This window comes from Roseovarius mucosus DSM 17069 (assembly GCF_000768555.3).
Taxonomy (GTDB): Bacteria; Pseudomonadota; Alphaproteobacteria; order Rhodobacterales; family Rhodobacteraceae; genus Roseovarius; species Roseovarius mucosus.
In genome coordinates this window covers 643,199-662,604 of the sequence record NZ_KN293975.1, presented here as the reverse complement: position 1 = coordinate 662,604, position 19,406 = coordinate 643,199, and the positions used below count along the sequence as shown (strand labels likewise).

At 62.4% G+C, this 19,406-nt stretch carries 20 protein-coding genes; 4 read left to right on the top strand and 16 right to left on the bottom strand.

What is annotated here, in order from left to right:
• Positions 1–3 precede the first annotated feature (3 nt).
• A complete protein-coding gene (locus ROSMUC_RS03315) occupies positions 4–792 on the bottom strand; it encodes an exodeoxyribonuclease III (RefSeq protein WP_037269490.1) in 789 nt (262 codons plus the stop codon).
• Positions 793–1,017: 225 nt separating this feature from the next.
• Positions 1,018–1,704 carry a response regulator transcription factor gene (locus tag ROSMUC_RS03310; protein WP_037269487.1) on the bottom strand — a complete coding sequence of 229 codons (687 nt, stop codon included), beginning with the start codon at positions 1,702–1,704 and terminating at the stop codon, positions 1,018–1,020.
• Between the two features lie 157 nt (positions 1,705–1,861).
• Here ROSMUC_RS03310 and ribA point away from each other — a divergent pair, with 157 nt between their 5' ends.
• Complete coding sequence (ribA, locus tag ROSMUC_RS03305; RefSeq protein ID WP_037269485.1) at positions 1,862–2,950, top strand: GTP cyclohydrolase II; 1,089 nt, start codon at positions 1,862–1,864, stop codon at positions 2,948–2,950.
• A gap of 14 nt (positions 2,951–2,964) precedes the next feature.
• On the opposite strand, the gene ROSMUC_RS03300 is transcribed toward ribA, so the two are convergent.
• On the bottom strand, positions 2,965–4,572 hold the full coding sequence (locus tag ROSMUC_RS03300; RefSeq protein ID WP_037269482.1) for a peptide chain release factor 3: 1,608 nt from the start codon (positions 4,570–4,572) through the stop codon (positions 2,965–2,967).
• 498 nt (positions 4,573–5,070) lie between these two features.
• Here ROSMUC_RS03300 and ROSMUC_RS03295 point away from each other — a divergent pair, with 498 nt between their 5' ends.
• The 3 genes from ROSMUC_RS03295 (at position 5,071) to ROSMUC_RS03285 (ending at position 8,467) form a co-directional block, all read left to right on the top strand.
• Positions 5,071–6,870, top strand: a complete 1,800-nt coding sequence (locus ROSMUC_RS03295) for a hypothetical protein (RefSeq protein ID WP_037269479.1) — start codon at positions 5,071–5,073, stop codon at positions 6,868–6,870.
• An 87-nt stretch (positions 6,871–6,957) separates the two neighbouring features.
• Positions 6,958–8,265, top strand: a complete 1,308-nt coding sequence (purB, locus tag ROSMUC_RS03290) for an adenylosuccinate lyase (RefSeq protein ID WP_037269477.1) — start codon at positions 6,958–6,960, stop codon at positions 8,263–8,265.
• 34 nt (positions 8,266–8,299) lie between these two features.
• Positions 8,300–8,467, top strand: a complete 168-nt coding sequence (locus ROSMUC_RS03285; RefSeq protein ID WP_146005662.1) for an adenylosuccinate lyase — start codon at positions 8,300–8,302, stop codon at positions 8,465–8,467.
• Positions 8,468–8,540: 73 nt separating this feature from the next.
• On the opposite strand, the gene ROSMUC_RS03280 is transcribed toward ROSMUC_RS03285, so the two are convergent.
• The 13 genes from ROSMUC_RS03280 to ROSMUC_RS03220 form a co-directional block, all read right to left on the bottom strand.
• Positions 8,541–12,548, bottom strand: coding sequence for a baseplate multidomain protein megatron (locus ROSMUC_RS03280; protein WP_037269474.1), 4,008 nt, complete (start codon positions 12,546–12,548; stop codon positions 8,541–8,543).
• Positions 12,549–12,551: 3 nt separating this feature from the next.
• A complete protein-coding gene (locus tag ROSMUC_RS03275; RefSeq protein ID WP_037269470.1) occupies positions 12,552–12,995 on the bottom strand; it encodes an NlpC/P60 family protein in 444 nt (147 codons plus the stop codon).
• Positions 12,992–13,867 (bottom strand): DUF2163 domain-containing protein, encoded by an 876-nt coding sequence (locus ROSMUC_RS03270; RefSeq protein ID WP_037269467.1) that lies wholly within the window; start codon positions 13,865–13,867, stop codon positions 12,992–12,994. Before ROSMUC_RS03270 ends, ROSMUC_RS03275 begins: the two co-directional genes overlap by 4 nt.
• Positions 13,864–14,496 (bottom strand): DUF2460 domain-containing protein, encoded by a 633-nt coding sequence (locus tag ROSMUC_RS03265; RefSeq protein ID WP_037269900.1) that lies wholly within the window; start codon positions 14,494–14,496, stop codon positions 13,864–13,866. The genes ROSMUC_RS03270 and ROSMUC_RS03265 overlap by 4 nt, the downstream gene beginning before the upstream one ends.
• 13 nt (positions 14,497–14,509) lie before the next feature.
• Positions 14,510–15,169: a phage tail tape measure protein gene (locus tag ROSMUC_RS03260; RefSeq protein ID WP_037269464.1), complete on the bottom strand. Its 660-nt coding sequence runs from the start codon at positions 15,167–15,169 to the stop codon at positions 14,510–14,512.
• Entirely contained in the window at positions 15,162–15,368 is a 207-nt protein-coding gene (locus ROSMUC_RS03255) for a rcc01693 family protein (RefSeq protein ID WP_037269461.1), read from the bottom strand. The genes ROSMUC_RS03260 and ROSMUC_RS03255 overlap by 8 nt, the downstream gene beginning before the upstream one ends.
• Positions 15,365–15,688: a gene transfer agent family protein gene (locus ROSMUC_RS03250; protein WP_037269458.1), complete on the bottom strand. Its 324-nt coding sequence runs from the start codon at positions 15,686–15,688 to the stop codon at positions 15,365–15,367. Before ROSMUC_RS03250 ends, ROSMUC_RS03255 begins: the two co-directional genes overlap by 4 nt.
• 5 nt (positions 15,689–15,693) lie before the next feature.
• Positions 15,694–16,107 carry a phage major tail protein, TP901-1 family gene (locus ROSMUC_RS03245; RefSeq protein WP_037269455.1) on the bottom strand — a complete coding sequence of 138 codons (414 nt, stop codon included), beginning with the start codon at positions 16,105–16,107 and terminating at the stop codon, positions 15,694–15,696.
• 24 nt (positions 16,108–16,131) lie between these two features.
• Positions 16,132–16,545, bottom strand: a complete 414-nt coding sequence (locus ROSMUC_RS03240) for a DUF3168 domain-containing protein (protein ID WP_037269452.1) — start codon at positions 16,543–16,545, stop codon at positions 16,132–16,134.
• Complete coding sequence (locus ROSMUC_RS03235; RefSeq protein WP_037269449.1) at positions 16,542–16,880, bottom strand: head-tail adaptor protein; 339 nt, start codon at positions 16,878–16,880, stop codon at positions 16,542–16,544. The genes ROSMUC_RS03240 and ROSMUC_RS03235 overlap by 4 nt, the downstream gene beginning before the upstream one ends.
• Complete coding sequence (locus ROSMUC_RS03230; protein WP_037269446.1) at positions 16,880–17,479, bottom strand: head-tail connector protein; 600 nt, start codon at positions 17,477–17,479, stop codon at positions 16,880–16,882. The genes ROSMUC_RS03235 and ROSMUC_RS03230 overlap by 1 nt, the downstream gene beginning before the upstream one ends.
• Positions 17,480–17,629: 150 nt before the next feature.
• Positions 17,630–18,811 carry a phage major capsid protein gene (locus tag ROSMUC_RS03225; protein WP_037269443.1) on the bottom strand — a complete coding sequence of 394 codons (1,182 nt, stop codon included), beginning with the start codon at positions 18,809–18,811 and terminating at the stop codon, positions 17,630–17,632.
• A gap of 32 nt (positions 18,812–18,843) precedes the next feature.
• On the bottom strand, positions 18,844–19,401 hold the full coding sequence (locus ROSMUC_RS03220; protein WP_037269440.1) for an HK97 family phage prohead protease: 558 nt from the start codon (positions 19,399–19,401) through the stop codon (positions 18,844–18,846).
• Positions 19,402–19,406: the final 5 nt, after the last annotated feature.

The window sequence follows — 19,406 nt, the reverse complement described above, 5'->3', positions numbered from 1 at the left end:
GTGTCAAAGATCAAATGTTGCAAACACCGGGGCGTGATCCGACGGTTGCTCCCAACCTCGCGCGCCGCGCAGAATGCGGCTGGAATGCGCGGCCCGAGCAATGTCGTCACTGGCCCAGACGTGATCCAATCTGCGCCCCTTGTCTGCGGCGTCCCAATCGCTCGCGCGGTAGGACCACCAGCTATAAAGCGGCCCGTCGGGGATATCGGCGCGGGTCACATCCTGCCAGCCGCCCGCTGCCATAACATCGCTCAGGTGTTCTACCTCGATCGGCGTGTGACTCACGATCTTGAGCAGTTGCTTGTGATTCCAGACGTCGTCCTCACGCGGGGCAATGTTGAGATCCCCAACAAGGATCGCCTTTTCAGGGCGACTGTCGCGAAACCAGTCCCGCATCCCGGTGAGGTAATCGAGTTTCTGGCCAAACTTGTCATTCACGCTGCGGTCAGGCACGTCGCCCCCGGCGGGCACGTAAAAGTTATGGATCACGACGCCATTCTCGAGACGGGCCGCAACATGCCGGGCGTGGCCCAGATCTGCGAAATCCATGTCGCCCGCATCCTCAAGTGGAAACTTCGAGAGGATCGCGACGCCGTTATAGCCCTTTTGCCCGCGCGCCACGACATGGCCATACCCAAGCTCGGCAAAGGCCGCGAGCGGCATCTTGTCCACCGGGCTCTTGCATTCCTGAAGGCATAGAATGTCCGGCCCTTCTTCCTGCATCAACCTCGCCACCAGACCTTCGCGCAGTCGCACCGAATTGATGTTCCATGTGGCGATAGTAAAGGGCATCTGGCGTCTCCTGTGCGGTTCGCCCGGACAGTAGAGCGATGCGTCCGCGGATTCCAGCCGCTATTGTCACGGATCACACCGCCCCCCGACAAAAGAAACCCCGGCACAGGGGCCGGGGCAGTCCAACAGGGAGGTTCATGTGTGTAACCGCACACATCACGGATAATAGCAGATTAAACCTGAACCGCAGATACGACTTTGATCTTGGTCAAGGTACCGTGCCTTTTAGACCACAAGGCGATAGCCGCCCGATTCCGTGACCAGAAGCCGCGCATTACCGGGATCGGGTTCGATTTTTTGCCGCAGCCGGTAGATATGAGTCTCGAGCGTGTGGGTCGTGACCCCAGCGTTATATCCCCAAACTTCGTGCAAGAGGATGTCACGCGGCACCACGCCTTCGGTCGCACGATACAGATATTTAAGGATATTTGTTTCCTTCTCAGTCAACCTTACCTTGCGTTCATCATCGGTGATCAGCATCTTCATCGCCGGCTTGAACGTATACGGTCCTAGCTGGAACACAGCATCCTCGGATTGCTCATGTTGGCGCAGTTGCGCACGTATGCGCGCCAGCAACACCGGAAACTTAAAGGGTTTGGTAATATAGTCATTTGCCCCCGCATCGAGTCCAAGGATCGTGTCGGCATCGCCGTCATGCCCGGTCAGCATCAGAATCGGTGCCTTGATTCCCTGCTTGCGCATCAGACGACACAGTTCGCGCCCATCGGTATCGGGCAACCCCACATCCAGGATCACGAGGTCATAGATCATGTCTTTGACCTTGCTCATCGCAGAGGCACCGCTTGACGCCTCGAACACGTCGAAATCCTCGGTCATGACCAGTTGCTCGCCAAGCGCTTCGCGCAGGTCGTCATCGTCATCCACGAGCAGGATCTTTTTGACTTGTGCCATATCGGTTTCCTCTTTCTTTGTCCGAGCATGCGGCACAAGCGGCGCAGCGGCAAGATGTGCAACATTCCCCTCACGCCCTAGTGTTGCAACGCGAGCGTTTCTTTCCATTCATTACAAAAGACTATATCACTGTCAGGCTGACAGACAGGAGCCCCGCATGAGCCTTGCCCCGGATCTCACTGAAATTGCTGCGCGCGCGCGCAGCGACCTGCGCATGGGCGTGCCCGTGGTGTTGCGCGGGCCAGGAGGGGCTGCGCTGATCATGGCGGCTGAAACGCTGGAGGCACAGAGATTGGCGGATTTGCGGGCCTTGGGCGGCGCACCGGTTCTCGCGATTACCGCGCGGCGTGCCGCCACGCTCAAGGCACGGGCCTATGATGGCGATCTTGCGCGGGTGATCGTGCCGCCCGACGTGTCGCTCAGCTGGATCATCGCCGTGGCCGATCCTGCGGATGATCTCAAAACCCCGATGAAGGGCCCGCTGACGTCCGAGCGCGGTGGCCCAGTCGATCTGCATCGGCTGGCAATTGGCCTAGTGAAATCCGCGCGGCTCTTGCCTGCCGCATTGGTGATGCCGTTAACCGAGGGTGCAGAATTTGCCCGCTGTCACGGGCTCACCCTGCTCGACACCGCCGCAGCCCCGCAGCTCGAGATGACAAGCCCGCTGCATCCGGTGGTCAGCGCGCGCCTGCCGCTTGCCGTGTCCGAGGCAGGACGGCTGCATATCTTCCGCCCCGAAGATGGCGGCGAGGAACATTACGCCATCGAGATCGGTCAGCCCGACCGCAACGCGCCCGTGCTGGCGCGACTGCATTCTGCCTGTTTCACGGGCGACCTCATGGGAAGCCTGAAATGTGATTGCGGCCCGCAACTGCGCGGAGCACTCGCACAGATGGGGGCCGAAGGCGCTGGCGTGCTGCTCTACCTCAACCAAGAGGGACGCGGCATCGGGCTTGCCAACAAGATGCGCGCCTACAGCTTGCAGGATCAGGGCTTCGATACGGTCGAGGCCAATCATCGTCTTGGCTTTGAGGATGACGAGCGCGACTTTCGCATTGGCGCGCGCATCCTGTCATTGATGGGCTTTTCAGCCGTGCGCCTCTTGACCAACAACCCCGCCAAGATCGCGATGATGGAGCAGAACGGCATCAAGGTGGTTGAGCGCGTGCCGTTGAAACTTGGCGAAAACACGCATAACCACGCCTATCTCGCGACCAAGGCCGCAAAATCGGGGCATTTGCTCTAGGTCGGACGGGCCGCCTAGACCATCATTTCCTTGGTCGCAGTCAGCGTGACATCGGGATAATCGCGTGCGATGCGGTCAATGTCCCATTGCAGGCGCGTCAGATAGACGATGTCGCCATCATGGTCATGGGCGATGTGCTGCTTATTCGCAGCGGTGAACTTCTCAACCGCCAGCTTGTCGCCCGATACCCACCGTGCCGAGGTGAACTGTGATCCCTCAAAGCGCACCGGCAGGCCGTACTCCAGCTCGATCCGGCTGGCCAGCACCTCGAATTGCAGCGCGCCCACGACGCCCACGATAAAACCCGAGCCGAACGCCGGTTTAAAGACCTTGGCAGCCCCTTCTTCGGCGAATTGCATCAGCGCCTTTTCCAGATGCTTGGCCTTCATCGGATCGCCCGCCCGCGCCTGTTGTAGCAGTTCCGGCGCAAAGGACGGGATGCCGGTCACGCGCAGTGCCTCACCTTCGGTCAACGTATCCCCGATACGCAACTGGCCATGGTTGGGGATACCGATAATATCGCCAGCCCAAGCCTCTTCTGCCAGTTCCCGATCCGCCGCCAGAAAGAGCACAGGTGCCGAGACGGTAATGGGCTTTTTCGAGCGCACATGGGTTAGCTTCATGCCGCGTTTGAAGTGCCCCGAGGCGAGGCGGACAAAAGCCACGCGGTCTCGATGCTTGGGATCCATATTGGCCTGCACCTTGAAGACAAAGCCGGTCACGGCAGTTTCTTCCGGCGCAATCGCACGCGGGGTGGCCTTTTGCACCTGTGGTTCGGGGCCATAGGTGCCGATTCCATCCATCAGTTCCTTGACGCCAAAGGAGTTGATCGCAGAGCCGAACCAGATGGGCGTCATATGCCCTTCGAGCACCGATTGCGGATCAAGCGCGGGCAAGAGTTCACGCGCCATCTCAATCTCTTCACGCAGCTTGACGATCAGGTTGGCGGGCACATGCGCGGCCAGTTTCGGATCGTTCAACCCGTCGATCTTGATCGACTCCGCCACCTTGTTGCGGTCGGCGCGGTCCATCAATTCCAGCCGGTCATTGAGCATGTCGTAACAACCCACAAAATCGCGGCCCATGCCGATAGGCCAGCTTGCGGGCGTTACATCAATGGCAAGGTTCTGCTGGATCTCGTCGATGATCTCGAACGTATCGCGCGCCTCGCGGTCCATCTTGTTGCAAAAAGTCAGGATCGGCAGATCGCGCAAACGGCAGACCTCAAAGAGCTTCTGCGTCTGGCTTTCCACCCCCTTGGCCCCGTCGATCACCATAACGGCGGCATCGACGGCCGTCAGTGTCCGATAGGTGTCCTCGGAGAAATCCGAGTGGCCCGGCGTGTCCACGAGGTTGAACCGGAAACGACCAAAGTCAAAAGACATGGCCGAGGCCGAGACCGAAATGCCCCGGTCCTTTTCCATCTGCATGAAGTCAGAGCGCGTGCGCCGCGCCTCGCCCTTGGCGCGCACCTGTCCGGCCATCTGAATGGCACCCCCGTAGAGGAGGAATTTCTCGGTCAGGGTCGTCTTGCCCGCATCTGGATGCGAGATGATCGCAAAGGTACGGCGGCGGGCAATCTCTGCCGGTAGATCGGGGCGGTTTGAAAGGGTGTCCAACATAGGGCCGGATATAGAGGGGTGGCAGAGGCGGTGCAATATGGGCTGTTAGAGGCCGACACTTGAGTCGCACGGCACCGAAATTCCGGAAAACAAGGGCATTAACCAAGGTGATTCTCGCCCTCAGCCCGATCCCGTCATTGGCGTGGCGTGCAAAAATGTCTCACCTGACAACCTCGACTCGCCCTTAGCCATCAAAGAGCCAAAACAGCACAACCTAAGATAATTTATCTGATTTTACTGCATAATTTGCGCAGCCGCACTGCGCATGCCCTCGGTCTCGCCGCGTGAAGGGACAAGAAAATGCAACAATCGGACCAAACTCGGAAACATGCTTAACACCCTATCCGGAAGCATCGCCTATCCGGCCGAATAGTATCTTAAATCCCTGTTTTCTTTAGAAATTCCAAGGACTGCTAGAGTTTGCGCCGCTTCGATCCGGCACCATCCACAAAGATGCACAACGCTCTCCGGCAGCACGATTGGATACCGGGGGTTAGAATGCCATTTTCGATTTCAGCGGGTTATCTGTCCGATACGACCTTTTCACAGGCGCATTTCGGCGCCAACGCGCTTGCCCTGCGCGACCGTGTCGGGGAAGAGGGCACCTATGACAACGTCGCGCGCGCGCTCGGCGTTGAACATGTCCGCTATCCCGGCGGCAGCCTCACCGAATATTACTTCGACATCCGCAACCCGGACAGCGATATCGCCGTGAATTCTGAGACCGGCGAAGAGACGTCATTTCTGCCGATCAGCGATGCGCTCGGCTTTGCCGAAGAAGAAGGGATCGCGGTCACGATCGTGCTTCCAACCCGGCATTTCCTGAGCGACGAAGTGGATGAAAATGGCAATCGCTTGCCCGACATCGACGAAGCGGCCCTGCGCGGGTTCTTGCGCGACGTGTTCGACGGGCATTACGGCGCGCCGGATATTCAAGCCATCGAGATCGGCAACGAATACTGGGGCAGCGGTGGCATGAATACCTTTGAATATGGCCGCCTCGCCTCGGAAATGGCGGTCATGGTCAAGGATGAGATCCGTCATCACCCCGAAGCGGAACATCTGTCGGAAACCGACATTCTGGTCCAGATGGGCACGAATTATGGACAGTTCGCCCTGTCTAACTTGTTCTCAGGGACCGGCGAAGATCAACTTACCGAGTTGAATGAGACCTATGGTCTGAACCTGTCAGAAGAAGAGTATATCTATTCCTCTGGTGATGTGGCCTGGGCCAAGGTTGCCAACGCCGTTATATTGAACGAGTTCGACACCGGCGCGGAACAAAGCGCCATCGACGGCGTAGTCGCCCATGTCTATTCCAAAGGTGCCGACACACCGAACAGCCGGTATTTCGAACTGTCACAGATCGCTGATACCTGGCTCAAGGAAATGCCGGGGCTGGATATCTATGCGACCGAATGGAATCTCAAACGCTCAGTGTCCGAGGACCCGCAAGAAGAGTTCGGTCTCAAACAGGCGCATGAAATGCTCAACGTGCTCGAGGCGTTTTCTTGGGGCGGCGTCGATGCCGCACATGTCTGGCCAATTCAGATGAACAGCCGAACCGGCCTCGCCGATGGCGAAGGCGACGCAGATATCCGTGCGCCTGGGGAAATGTTTCGCATGCTGAACGAAACCTTGCCCGGCACCCGCCCCCTCGGCCTTGCCGGCAGCGAAGGGCGCGAAACGGAATTGTCGGGCGAAACGGCGGATGTGCATGTGTTCTATGCCCCTGACCGTCTGGTTACTTTCGTTGCGTCTACCAGCGACGAGGCAAGCGAAGAAGTCGTAGACTTTATGGGCATCCTGCGTGATTTGGGCGACGTCACCATCACTCGACTAGGGGTGGCTGAGGGCGAAATCCCGAGCGCCTCGACCGCTGTACCCGTAGTTACCAACGAAAACCCTCAGGACCTGATCGAGGACGGCATATTGATCGCCGACCTCGCCCCCCACGAAATCTTGATGATCGAGATGCTCAACCCAATCTTTACTGCGGAACTTGCCCGCATGGTCGCGGACACCGACGACAATCCGGAAGAGATTGAAGTAGAGGACAGCGACAACGAGGTCGCCAGCAATGTTCTAAACTTTGCTGATTACCTACAGGCCAACATCTCCGAGACAGACAGCGCCGAGAGCGTGATCCCAGTGATCCCCTCCCCCGAAGAGCCGCAGGAGGCCCCCGATTCCGCTGCGGGAATCGGCGACGACGAGGGTGGCAGCAGCGGCGGCGGCGATTTCGGCTTTGGGGCCTTGGCTCTGGCGTTCTTGCCGATCCTTCTCTTGGCGGCCTGAGCCGGGATCCCGCGGCGCGGCTTGCCGCGCCCCCCTCTTGCGACTACAAGCGCGGCAAATTCCGTTAGTCTCATCAAGGATCGCCGCATGATACCTCGTTATTCCCGCCCCGATATGGTCGCCATCTGGGAACCCGCTACCAAATTCCGCATCTGGTTCGAAATCGAGGCGCATGCCTGTGACGCCATGGCTGATCTGGGCGTTATTCCGCGTGAGAACGCGCAAGCGGTGTGGAAAGCCAAGGATGTCGAGTTCAACGTCGCGCGGATCGACGAGATCGAAGCCGAGACAAAACACGACGTTATCGCCTTTCTCACACATCTGGCCGAGCATGTAGGCAGCGACGAGGCGCGCTTTGTACATCAGGGCATGACATCTTCGGACGTCCTCGATACCTGCTTCAATATCCAGTTGACCCGCGCCGCCGATATCCTGATCGCGGATATGAAGGCGCTCCTGGCCGCGCTCAAACGCCGCGCTTACGAGCACAAGGACACGCTGCGCATCGGGCGCAGCCATGGCATTCACGCAGAGCCCACCACCATGGGCCTGACCTTTGCCCGCTTTTACGCCGAGATGCAGCGCAACCTGCGCCGCCTGCAGACCGCCCGCGAAGAGATCGCCACAGGCGCCATTTCCGGCGCCGTCGGCACCTTTGCGAATGTCGATCCACGCGTCGAGGCGCATGTCTGCGCCCAGCTTGGCCTGACGCCAGAGCCCATCAGCACCCAAGTGATCCCGCGCGACCGCCACGCCGCCTTTTTTGCCGCTCTTGGTGTCGTGGCCAGTAGCATCGAGAATGTCGCCATCGAGATCCGCCACATGCAGCGCACCGAAGTGCTCGAGGCCGCTGAGTTCTTTTCGATGGGGCAAAAGGGCTCTTCGGCCATGCCGCACAAGAAGAACCCGGTGCTGACCGAAAACCTCACCGGCCTGGCTCGCCTCGTGCGCATGGCCGTTGTGCCTGCGATGGAAAACGTGGCCCTCTGGCACGAGCGCGACATCTCGCACAGCTCTGTCGAGCGCATGATCGGTCCGGACGCCACAATCACGCTCGATTTCGCGCTCGCCCGCCTGACCAATGTCATCGACAAGCTGTTGGTCTACCCTGACAACATGATGGCCAATATGAACAAGTTTCCCGGCCTCGTGATGAGCCAACGCGTTCTTCTAGCCCTGACCCAAGCGGGCGTGAGCCGCGAGGATGCTTACCGCCTCGTGCAGCGCAACGCGCTCAAGGTCTGGGAAACCGGCTGCGACTTCAAAACCGAGTTGCTGAATGATGCAGAGGTCACAGCCGCGCTCAGCCCGGCGGAAATTGCTGAAAAATTCGACTTGGGCTATCATACCAAGCATGTGGACACGATTTTTGCCCGAGTTTTCGGGGAATCATGATAGTTTGAACCCCTGTCCAACAGGGAGACATATGATGAAGTTGAAATTCGGATTGGCCGCCCTCGCACTTGTTGTCACACCCAGCTTGGCCCTGGCCACGGGGGGCTGCAACTACAGCAAGCAGAAACAGGCGATTTCCTGTGTAGCTGGAACCGCATGGGACGCAGCGACCAATAGCTGCGTGCCGCAAACTTCGAGCTGACTGAAAACGGGGCGGGATCACCACCCGCCCCTGCATTTGCGTTCTCCAAATACTCAGGTAAGCCGCGCCCACCTCAGAGTTCACGGACCGCGAATGTGCCCGGCCCAAAACTGGCAGACATCTGCGCCACCTCTATCCTTTTGCCCGCGTCCGGCCCATCCGCAACCCGCGCCGTCGCCGAGTAAATCCATTCCGAACGCTCCAAAGTGACCTCTCGCAGGATCTGCGTCCCCCGCATCACCCGCACGAGATAGCGCTCGCTCTCTTCGCCTAGCGGCACCTCGGGCGTGTCCCACCGATCCCCGCCAATCCGCGTTCGCCTGATCCATGAGACTGCCAGATCGCCATCGACCTCAACCAGCCGCAGATGAACCGGCGCATAAGGGCGCAGACCCACCCCGTCAAAGGCCAGCACCGCATGGGCGAAGCTCGGATCATCCACCGGCCGTCCCCCCGGCCCGATCCGGTAATGCAACGCCTGTCCGCGCTGCGCCTCGGTCAATTCGATCTGCTGCGGCACGCCGTTGAGCCGCACGAAAAGTGACCCCGCAGGCCAGACGCCCCCGCCTGCCCGTTCCGTTCCCGCCTGCCCGCGCAACCGGTGGCGCAGAACATACGTCTCCGGCGCCACCAACTCCGCATCGCGGAACTGGAACAATTCCCAGCCCCCCGGCGTGCCGTCGCCAATGGCGCAGAGATTGCCGCCGTTCAAGAGCGCCGCATCGCCCACGCTCTCCAAGGTCCCGAACCGCATCCGCACGAACAACCCATCGCCCCGGTCGATCCTCCCCATGGGTGCTGGTAAGAGCGGCGTTTGCGTCACCCCTACCGTGCTGCGCGCTGCAACCAAGGTGTTGAGCCGATAATTGGCATCCTCCGAGGCAGAATAGATCGCCGCCGTCCCAGGCCAGGGATTGGCCAGCACCGCGATATGCGGCGCATGTGGCACCTCCTCGCCGGTCAAGAGTGGCAGATCAAGAAAAAGTGGCGTCACCGGCCCCGGGGCCACAAAAGGGCGCAACCGCGCCGGGCTGTCGTCGATCAGAATGGGCCGATAACTTTCAGGGTCGATCCGCACCGCATCGACGCGCTGCGCATTGCCCATCTGCTCAACCCGGTCGATCCGAAACCGCGCGCCAGCGTCGCCTTTGGGCATCTCAATCACATCCCCCGCGCCAACGGCCAGTTGCGAGGGCGGCAACGTCAGGCGCAGCGTATCGACCGACAGCCGCGCTTCCGAGAGCCACCTCTCCACCACCTGCCGCCCCTCGGCCCGCGTCAGCGCCAGCGGCATCTCCGAAGTTGCCACCGCATGCGTCTCCTCATCGGGCAGGATCGCCTCTTCAGAAATCGCCTCATAATCGGCATCCGCCTGCAGAAACCGTAATCGCACCCGGCCCGCAAGTTCCAGGTCGCTGCCGCGCAGTTCCTCTATCACCCCCCCCAATTCCGGATCGCGCACCACCCGATTGAGATCGACGGCGTGATCCACTCGCCCGTGCCGCTTGCGGAATTCAAGCACACCAGCCCGCTCGATTGCATCAAGACCATAGGCGAGCATCAAGGGTTGTAAGGTTGCACGCGCCTCGCTGACCTGATCCACTAGGTAGCCGCGCAGGAATCCCTCGGCGCGGCTTGTGTCCAGATCGCTCAGGCCCGCGCGCGCCGCCACTTCGGCAAGCACATCCGCCAATCGCCGCCCGCTTACCCGCCCATTGATCCAATGCCCGCGCGCGTAATTCGCACCATCCGACCAAAGGTCGAGATTGCTCGGAAAATAGGGATAAGGCCGCGCGTCCCACGCCCAAACATAGGCGTGATCCATATCGACCATCCGACCCTCGAATTCCTCTGACGTCGGATTCCGCGCCGGATCAGTCCAAAAGGCCGCCATAGCCCGCAAGTATTGCACCTGGATCAACTCATCGCGCTGCCCTGTCGAATGCCGCGGCAGGCGCGACTCCGACGATTTGGGGTCCAGAAACTTGTTCGGCTCGTTGGTGCCCTTGTCCACGGCCGCACAGCCATATTCAGTAAAACGGATCGGTTTCGATTGCGGCACCCATGCGGTTGGCTCAGGCACACGCAGCCCGCCCACCCGCTCGAAATGCCGGTTTTCCCACCAGCTTCGCAGATCCTTGAAGCGCCAGATCCACGGCTCGCCATGGGCCTCATCCGTGATCGACACCCGCCGCTGCGCCGCGCGCGCTTCTGCCGTTGGGTAGAACCAGTCATAGCCCTCACCCCCCGCGATATTGCCTTGCAGATAGTCCAGATCATAGATCGACGGCCAGTCTCGCGCGTCAAGGTGCGCGTCCCCGTCGCGCCAATCGCTGAGGGGCATGTAATTGTCGATGCCGATAAAGTCGATATTGCCATCCGCCCACAGGGGATCGAGGTGAAAGAACCGATCCCCATTCCCCGGTTGATAACCGAAATATTCCGACCAATCGGCCGCATAGCTGATCTTGACCTCTGGCCCCATCAACGCGCGCACCTCTGCCGCCAAGGCGATCAGCTGTGCCACCGCCGGAAAGCTGTTGTTCGCCCCCCGGATCTGCGTGAGGCCACGCATTTCCGACCCGATGCAAAAGCTTTCGACGCCCCCCACAGCAGCACAAAGTGCGGCCTGATGCAGGATGAACCGCCGGTAAGACCACTCATCGGGGCCATGATAGGCCACCGGGCTCAGCTTGACCGCGCCGCCAAAGCTCAAAAGGTCCAGCGCACCGGTGCCGGGTCTCTCCGCCACCTGCGCCGCAATGGGAGTCACCGTGAAATCTACGGCGCGCGCGGTGCCGAAGAACGCAGCGACCTCCGCCTCCGCCTCTGGCGTGCCATCCGGGCTGCCCGCCTGCCCTGGGGCCTTGGAGGTGGTAATCCGCCCGCGCCATGGCAGCACCGCCTGATCCTCGGCCCCGCTCCACGGATCGGGCAGGCCATTACCCGGCATCTGCTCCATCAGGATGAACGGATAGTAAAGCACCTCTTGCCCCGCCTGTTGCAGCGCAAGAATGGCCTCGATCACCGCCTGGTCGGTCGGCGTGCCGCCATAGACCTCGCGACCCTGCGTATCCTTGGGCACTTCCCCCGCCTCGGCACGGCTCAGGCTTGAAACCTGCCAGGGCATGTTCGTCGCTTCGAATTGCTTTTGCTCCACCCTCGGCCTGATCTGGCAAACCCCGCAGCGCAGATCGTCCCCGAACCAGCTGACGATCAGCGACACCGCCCCACATCCCGGCAGTTCTTCAACCAGGCCCTCCAGCGCCGTGGTCATATCCGCGCGCGCGGAGGGGCTGTTGATATTTGCGATCCCGCTCGATCCAAGGCCAAAATTCATCGTGACCGGCGTCGTGGCCAGCGCGTATTCCCCCGTGCCGGGCAGCAGCGCCACGCCCCGCACCGCCCGCATCGGATCAAGATCGGCCCCCGGGCTGCCCGCCTGCGACGGGCGGCACACCTCGAAACTGAACTGTGGAACACGGTTGCCGAACTGGCTGATGTCCAGATCCTCGATCACCACATAGGCGGTGCCACGATAGGCGGGAACATTGCCCTCCCCTTCCACCGCCTCGATCCGGGGATCGGGCAATTGATCGCGCGTGCCCTTGTAGACCTGCATGTTGAGACTGCTGGGCGCCACCTCGGTCCCATCCGCCCAGACCCTTGCGACACGGGTAATCTCCCCCTCGCAGAGCGCAAGCGCCAAACTCAGTGAATAGCTGATCGCGCGCGTATCGGGCGTGGCGGGGCGGGGATTGCCCTTGCCGCCGCCCCGGCTGCCTTGGGTTACGGTTACATTTTCGCGAAACTCGGTGGCCCAGATCACCTGTCCGCCCACACGCATGCGCCCGTAAACCTGCGGGATGGCATCACCCTCGCCCGCGCCGGTCAGGCGCAACCGGCTGACGCGCCCTGTCTCGACCACTTCCGATCCTTGGCCCAACAGCCGTTGGTCAATCGAACGGCCGATCACGGCCCCGGCAAAGCGCCCGATCGCCACCGACGACAGGCCAAGCGCCGTGCCGCCCACCGCGCCGCCAATCGCTGCCCCCGCGGCGGATAACAGAATGGTTGCCATGGCTCAGCCCTCCTCGGGAAATGCAAATCGCGCTACGATGCGCCGCCGCCACGGGGCGCTCAGCGCGGTCTCAACCACGCCATGCCCCGAATAGGCATGAATGAAAGACGCGCGCGCGCCGACGCCCGCGACCACGCCCAGATGCTTGGCAACCGACCCTTCGCGCATGCGAAAGAGGATCACATCACCCACCGCCTCTTGGGCCAGATCCTTGGCCAGCAAATGCCGCGCCGCGGCCCGCCACAGCGCCTCGTCCCGCGCCGGTTCGGACCAGTCCATCGAATAGGCCGGCGGTTGCTCTGGCTCGGCACCCTTGATCTCTCGCCAGAGGCCTCGCACCAGCCCCAGACAATCACAGCCCGCCCCGCGACAGGCCGCCTGATGCCGGTAGGGTGTACCGATCCAGCCCCGCGCTGCCGCGACAATCCGCGTGTCCTGCCCGCTCATCTGCGGCTCCCACCGTCCAGATGCGCACTCTTGGTCGGATCCGTGATCGTCCAGTCATCCCCGGGAATATCCGGAAACCCTTGAAAGTTCATAAGGTTGTCAAACTTGAACTGACAGGTTGCCATGCGCTTGTCACACCCCGCTTCGATGCGCAGCGCATCCCCCGGCGCGACTGTCGCCCCAAACGGATGCCAAAGATCAATCACCCGTCCCGCGCCGTCGTTCCGGTCGCGCTTGATCAGCCCGATCAGCCCCGTGGCCGCCCCGCTCAATACCCGGATCACGCCATGCCGAAACCAATCGTCTTCAAAGCCGCCCATCTCGGCAAAGCGAAACACACGGTTCTCCTCAACCTCCTCGGCGGGACGCTCCGCAGCATACCCCGGCGTATCCAGATCAAAGGTGCAGGTCCGATCCCCCAGAATGGCGCTGCACGCCTTTTGATAGACCCGCCCCAACGGCACATTGAGCGCATCGGTCAGCCCGCGCAACTCGGCCTCGAAGGCCCCACCTGCGCGGCGCAACTCGCCCATGGTGCCGCGAAATATCAAGCTGCGCGCTGTCACATCCTGCCAATTGACAAGCCACGCGCGCAACTCCGCGCCGTCATATCGCCCGGCCTCGATATCCGCCTCGCGGATGGCCGCATCGCTCAGCGCGCCGAGGGCTTCGGTGTTGTCCACCGACAGCCCTGTGGTCTGCTGGAGGGCCAGCGCACTCAGCCCGGTATCGGGGCGAAACGTCACGCCCTCGAACGTCAATGGCCGGTCGTGATCGGTGAACCCCATCACCACCCCGTCGCGGCGGGTCAGTGCCCAACACCGGCAGGTCGTGGTGACACCCGACTTGAGATGCTCCAGAAGCCCGCTCATACCCGGATCTCCACGACCGGCACATTGGGCACCTCGCCCGCCTGAAAGCTGGCAAGGCTGGTCTGAATACGGTCCGTATCGAACCGCACCGGCACATCGAATTCATACCCCGCCGTGACCGGAACGCCGCGATTTGGCGGCTCAGAGAACGTGACGATGCCCGTAAATGTATCAACCGCGTAATGCACGCCCTCCTGCATTTCGACATTATCGAGGCCCATGCGCACCGTGCCCTTGACCGGTTTGACGATGGGGCGCACCGCCACCTGATCGCCAGACCGATAGGATTTCAAAAGCGGAAAGGCGACCGTTGCATCATCCCCCACACCAATCTCCTGATCCCGGTAATCCGGCGCCGCCTTGGCCCGGCCAGATTTGAAATCGGTCCAGTCCTTCCAGCGAAACCCGAAAAGCTGCCCACGCCGCGCCTCGAAAAATGCAATCAACGCCTCGATATCATCCAGCGACCGAAGCGCCACGCCCGCGTCATACCGCCTGCGCGCCTGCGCCCAGGGCGTGTTGCGCTCCTCAAACCCGTTGGCCAGCGTGACAATATCCGTCAGCCGCTCCGGCCCGCCAAGCGAGCCGAAACTCAGGCTCGCCGGAAATCTGACCTCGTGAAATCCCATGTCCCGCTCCTTTTCAGCGATTGCGCCCACCGCGTCCGATCACGCGGCCAAGCTGCGCCGCGATCTGCCCCTGAGAGCGGCGAAACCCTTCGGCGTCAGGCGTCTGAATATTCATCACCACACTCACGCCCCCGCCGCCCTGCGCGCGCACGCCCAAACGCCCATCCGGGCCACGGCTGAGCGGCATGATCGCCTCCGGCCCCGCCTCGCCCATCAACCCCGTGCCGCCACGCATCGGAAAGCTCACAGGTCCGCTCACCACGCCGCCATTGGCAAAGGGCTGCACGCGGCCTTGCGAAAACGACGCCCCCTTGGCAAACGGAAACAGCCCGCCCACGAGGCTGCCGATCCCCTGCGAAATCAGCCCGCCAATCTGATCCGTCACCGGACGTGTCGCATCGTTGAAGGCAGTGTTGACCATGATCGTGGCCAACCTTCGCAAACTGTCCGACAGGCCATCGCCATCGACCACAGCGCCGCGTATGGCACCGCGCAATCCCCGGCTCAGGCCCCGTTCCAGCGACTGCACGTCCTGCCCGGCACTGGCAAAGCCGCCCTTCACCCGCGCAAGTTCCGCGCCAAAGGCCGCCGCCATCCCCGTAGCCTGCCCCATTGCGTCATCGAGGGCTGCAATCTGCGCCTCAAGCTCGTCGGCCCGTTCCAACTCATCCATCGCTCATCTCTCCTTGTCTGTCGGGAAAGGCGCGCAACAGCGCCTCAAGCCCCGCGCGCGCCATGGGCTGCACGCCCTGCCGCTCGCCCAGCATCAAGCGCAATTCGGCTGGCGTAAGTGCCCAGAACTCCGCCGGTCGCAGACCCAGTCCCTGCATCCCCGCGCGCATCAAGGCTGGCCAATCAAACCGCCCACTCATCCGCCCACCTCAGGCAGCGCAAAGGCCCGCGCCAAGAGTTCCGCCGCCGCCCGCGCCGCCGCCATGGGCCCGCCTTCGATGTCGGCACTCAGCAAATCCGCCGCCGATCCGCGCCAGCCGCCCCCGCGCAACCCCGCCACGATCAGCGCCAGCACATCGCGGGTGGAAAACGCACCGCCCTCGAACCGTGCCACCAGATCGACGAGCGAACCGCTCTCCAGCGCCGCCTCCAACTCGGCCAAGGCCCCTAGCGTCAGCCGCATCACCTGCCGTTCGCCGCCAATGACCAGCGCCACTTCGCCTGCCCAGGGGTTGGCCATCACGTTCACAGCACCGTAAAGGTCAACTGCCCCGCCGAGGCGAGCGCCAACTCATAGGTCGCCTCGCCATCATGGGTGCCGCCATATTCGATCGCCGTCACTTGGAATGGCCCCTCGATGGTGCCGAAATCCGGGATCACCACCTGAAAATCCGGCATCTCGCCGTCAAAGAAGATCTGCCGCGCGCGCGCATCACTCTGCGCATCGCGGAAAATGCCCGAGCCACTGATATTCGCGGATTTCACACCCGCACCGGCCAGCAACTCGCGCCAGCCGCCTGCGGATTCGAGGCTGGTCACATCCACGCTCTCGGCGTTGAAACTGACCCGCGTGGCGCGCAGTCCCGCCACCGTCTGAAAATTACCGCTGCCGTTCAGGTCGATCTTGACCAGCAGGTCCTTGCCATTCTGTACCGCCATAGTCGTCACTCCAGAGATTAAAGGTTACGCGCCCTCATCGACGCGCGCCTGAAAGATCAGGTCGATCCGTCGCGCCTGTCCGCCCGCTTCGCGCCGCGCGCGGGCGCGCAGAAAATTCAGACTGCTCAGTCGCCCGCGAGCAAGCGACAGCTCCACGCCCACCAGCGCATCGCTGACGGCACCTGCGACCGCCTTGGCCTGTTGGAAGCCGGCGCTTTCGCTCACGACCGTGATCGTGAACCGATGCCAGGCCCCGCCCGCCGTGCCATCGCCGCGCTCGCGCGCCTCTTCAGGACCAAGCGTCACATAGAGCGGCGGCACCCGGCCCGGCGGCACCGCGTCATGGATCGCACCGCCCACCAACGCGCTCAGCGCCGCATCCTGCACCAGCCGCTGATAGACCGCCGTCTGTAATCCCGCCGCCATCGCATAGCTCATGGCACCACCTCCTCTTGCGCCCAGAGGCTCAGGTATCGGCCCGCCCCATCGGCCTCTGTCACCGACAGGATCGCGAAAATCCGCGCACCATCGCGCAGCCGCTGTCCGGCCACAGGCCGCGACGCCACCCCTTGGGGCGCCGCGCGCACCGTGATCCGATAGCCTGCCCGCGCCACAGCCAACCCCGCGGCTTCGGCCTCTCGGCCCGACCGTGCGCTGACCTCGGCCCAGAGCGTCCCACGCGCCTCCCAGACTTCCGCGAACCCGCCCGCCCCATCCGCCAGACGCGAAGCGCCCTCAAGCACCAGACGACGGTTCAACCTCGGACGCGCCATCACCGCGCCCCCCCACCCAATAAACGCACCGTGCGATAGCGCTCGATCAGGCTGGCCACCCCAAAGGGCATGCAGCCGCTGCTCAGACTGGTCTCGTGCCGGTATTCGTAATAATGCGCCGCCAGCATCAGCACCGCTTGTGCCAGATCGGCGGGAATATCAGGCCAACCCGCACCATAACCCGCGCGAAACCTGATTTCCGCCACAGCGCCGCGCCCGATTGCTGGCAGGAACGTGCCCACAGGCCGCACCAAGGGCCGATGCGCGTCCTGCTCCAACCTGTAGAGTGCAGGGTCGATCACCTCGACCTCATCCGCCCGGTTGCGCAAACTAAAGCTCAACACAGCGCTCACGGGGGCGACCGGCAAGGCCTGCCCCGCCGCATCCCGCCACTGATGCAGCGCCCAGGAAAATTCGCGCTCCAGCAGCACCTTGCCCGTGCGTCCCTCGATGGCCGCAATCGCCGCGCGCAAAAAACTCTCCAGAACCGGGTCCTGGATATCGTCATCGGCAAACCCTGTGCCCAGCCGCAGATGCGCCTTGAACTCCGCCAACGGCAGCGCGGCCGGGGACACCGCAGTTTCTTCGATTAACATCATGGACCTACTCCATATATCCCGGACCCCTCCGGTGGTTCAGGCGCGCGCCATTCCGCGTTGCACGGACGGAGGGGACAGTTGGACAACGCCTCGCCCGAACGGCACGCGCCCCGGGGCAAGGGGATCACCCCCCGCCCCGTCGCCGCGTCCTCAGGAAACGGCGAATTTCAACAGCTTAATCGCCTTGAAATCAGACACATCGCCACCCACCCGCTTGGTCGCGTAGAACAACACATGCGGCTTGGCGCTGTAGGGATCGCGCAACACGCGCAGATCAGGGCGCTCGGCCACCGTGTATCCGGCATGGAAATCCCCAAAGGCAATCGCATTGGCCCCGGCGGCAATGTCCGGCATGTCCTCGGCGATCAGCACCGGATAGCCCATCAGCCGCGCAGGCTCTCCTGCCGCAAGCCCATCCGACCACAGGAACCGCCCATCGGCATCCTTCATCTTGCGAATGGTGCCTGCGGTCTTGGAGTTCATCACGAAGGTGCCGTTCGCCCGGTATTGCGCGCCCAGGGCATAGACCAGATCGACAATCGGATCGGGCCCGGCAATCGCGCCCGCAACGCCCGTGGGCACATAGCCCAGATTGCCCCAGACCCAGACATCATTGTCAAGATTCGGATGGGTCAGAAACCCGCGCGGTTTGTCCACCCCGTCGCCCGAAACAAAGGCCGCCGCCTCTGCGCGCGCGAATTTGTCGGCGATACGCCCCGCAAGCCAACCTTCGACGTCAAAGGCGCTGTCATCCAAGAGCCGCTGGCTTGCCTTGGGCAACGCGCTCAGCTCATGCAGCGGGATACTGATCCGGTCGATCACCGGCGTGTCGGTCTCGGACACCGTGCCGCTCTCCGTGGCCCAGCCATGGCCGACATCGGTGTGATCCACCAGCACGTCAAAGCTGGTGGCCTCAACCGCCACCACATTGGCAACCGCCCGGATCGACGCGGTGGAACTCAGCACCGAGCGGATCGTCTCGGCGGTCTGCGGATCGACCAGATAGCCGCCCTCACCCGCAATCGCGGTATTGAGCGCCTTGCCCTCCAATTCGAGGCCGCGCAGCCCGTCATCGTCGCCACCCCGCAGATAGGCGTCAAACGCCTTGCGGTGCGGCGCAGAGCCGTCTGTGGTCGCGGCAAGATGCGGACGTGCAAGCGCGATGGATTTGCGTTCAAACATAGTCATTTTCTCTTCTTGCTGTTGCAGTCGGTTGTGAATTTCGGCCCGAAAGCCGCTGAATTCGCTCAAGAAACCCGCCACTGCGGATTTCACCTCGGCCACCGGAGACAGATCTTCCCCGGCCCGAGCCTTCGCTTGGGTCATCATCATTCCATCCTTCAGGTTTGGGTCGTTGTCGGGCGCTACACCTGCGCCATCTCCCGGCGGGCCGCGTCAAACGCCGCCGCCATCTCGCGCAGGGTTTGGACGTCGAGGGCATCGCCCTTGACCGTCACCCGCGCACTGGGCAGCATCGGAAATGTCACCAGCGACACCTCCCACAGCTCCAGTTCCCGCAAGAGCCGCTGGCCCTTGTCATTCTTCGCCGCGCGCAGCGTGCGATAACCGATGCTCAGCCCGTCAATCGCCCCCGCCGCGATCAGTGCCGCCGCCTCGCGCGCCCGTTCCACAGGCTCCAAAAGCCGCCCCTTGACCCAGAGACCGCGCGCGTCCTCGCGCACCTCGTCCCAGATGCCGATGGGCTGCGCCGGATCATGCTGCCACAGCATCTTGACGCGCCGACCCTCCTTGGCCAACCGATCGAGCGAGGCCGCATAGGCCCCGCGCTCGACAATATCGCCTCCCTGATCGGGCGCGCCAAAGAGGCTTGCATAGCCCTCGATCTGTCCTGCCTCGCTCACGCTCAGCATCGTGCCATCCAGCCGCGCAAACTTGCGCTCCAATCCCGGTTCCATTTCCATCCGCT